General features: G+C 63.3%; 1 protein-coding gene. It reads left to right on the top strand.

Features of this window, described 5'->3' with window-relative positions:
* Nucleotides 1–355: 355 nt before the first annotated feature.
* Entirely contained in the window at nt 356–1,021 is a 666-nt protein-coding gene (locus IWX77_RS16845) for a DUF6226 family protein (protein ID WP_334353682.1), read from the top strand.
* Nucleotides 1,022–1,054 lie beyond the last annotated feature (33 nt).

The following is a 1,054-nucleotide window of genomic DNA, read 5'->3' as shown; positions in this document are numbered from 1 at the left end:
CGTGAAGTAGCTGCGCGATCGTGCAGGCTCTCGACGCCGAGACGCACACGACTTGGAGATTGGGGCACCGCATGACTCAGTCACGTGGCCATGCCGGGCTATGGCAAGTACTGGGGGCGGTCCTGGCCTTCCTTGCCAAGGGCGTCGGTGCCGGGCTGTCCTCGATCGCCACCATGACTATTGGAGGCCGAGCTGCCCCAGGCGACCTGCCAACATCGCCGCCGCCGAAAGAGTTTCGACCTTAAACGACCAGCACCGCCTCAGCGGGTTCGGTCTGTGAGATGTCTTCTGAGAATCCGATATGCGGGCCAACCGCTTGCTCGGCAACCAGGACGCTGACGGATAGTTTGTGAACATGACAGAGTACCGACGCCCCACGTTTCCGGTGGAGATCTACCGCGATGAGCAGGGCCGCCCGATTTACTACGGCAATCGATGGGGAGGAGAGTCTCCACCCGAAGACTCGTATTCCCGTCTCAGCAATCCGCAGCGTTTCGCGCCTCTGCACGCCGTCGCCGACGCCCTCATCGATTGGCTGCAGGACACCTTCGACGTGACCGTCGAGCAAACCCCGAGCGCCGCCAGTGATCTTCTGCACATGCCAGATCATGTTGTCCGCGCAGTACGCGTCGTGCCTCGCGACCGGACAGCGGCCCCCCTGACATTTGTCCTCACACCGTTCCCGGGGGTCTACCTTCACGCAGGTGTGCTCCACGACTTCCACTTTCCCGTGTGCGGCTGTGACGCCTGCGATGACGATGTCTTGAATCTGGCGGAAGAGCTTGAATGGACCGTGCGCACCGTCGTTTCAGGCGGCTATTCTGAACGATTCGATCCCGGGAGGGGCGACTGGATTGAATTCCGACTCGAGGAGCCAGAGGTCGGGATGCGATCCGGATGCAGCCGCACCGAGGACCTGCCCGAGGACCGGGTCAGGTTCGCGCGAAGCGCGCTACCGGCGGCCGGAGAGTGGTCCGCTTGGCCATTGGTGCCGAAGGGCGAAGCCGACGCAGCCGGCTGATCGCGCGAGCTTGCTGTGCCGGTGAGCGTTCCC

Origin of the sequence: Cryobacterium sp. CAN_C2, from assembly GCF_015751745.1 — a bacterium.
In the GTDB taxonomy this organism is placed as follows: domain Bacteria; phylum Actinomycetota; class Actinomycetes; order Actinomycetales; family Microbacteriaceae; genus Cryobacterium.
Note: the sequence above shows the minus strand (reverse complement) of the source record. Positions and strands in the feature narration are given on the sequence as shown.

Coding starts and splice junctions, on each gene's coding strand:
- IWX77_RS16845 (WP_334353682.1), top strand. CDS start 356: ATGACAGAGTACCGACGCCCCACGTTTCCGGTGGAGATCTACCGCGAT.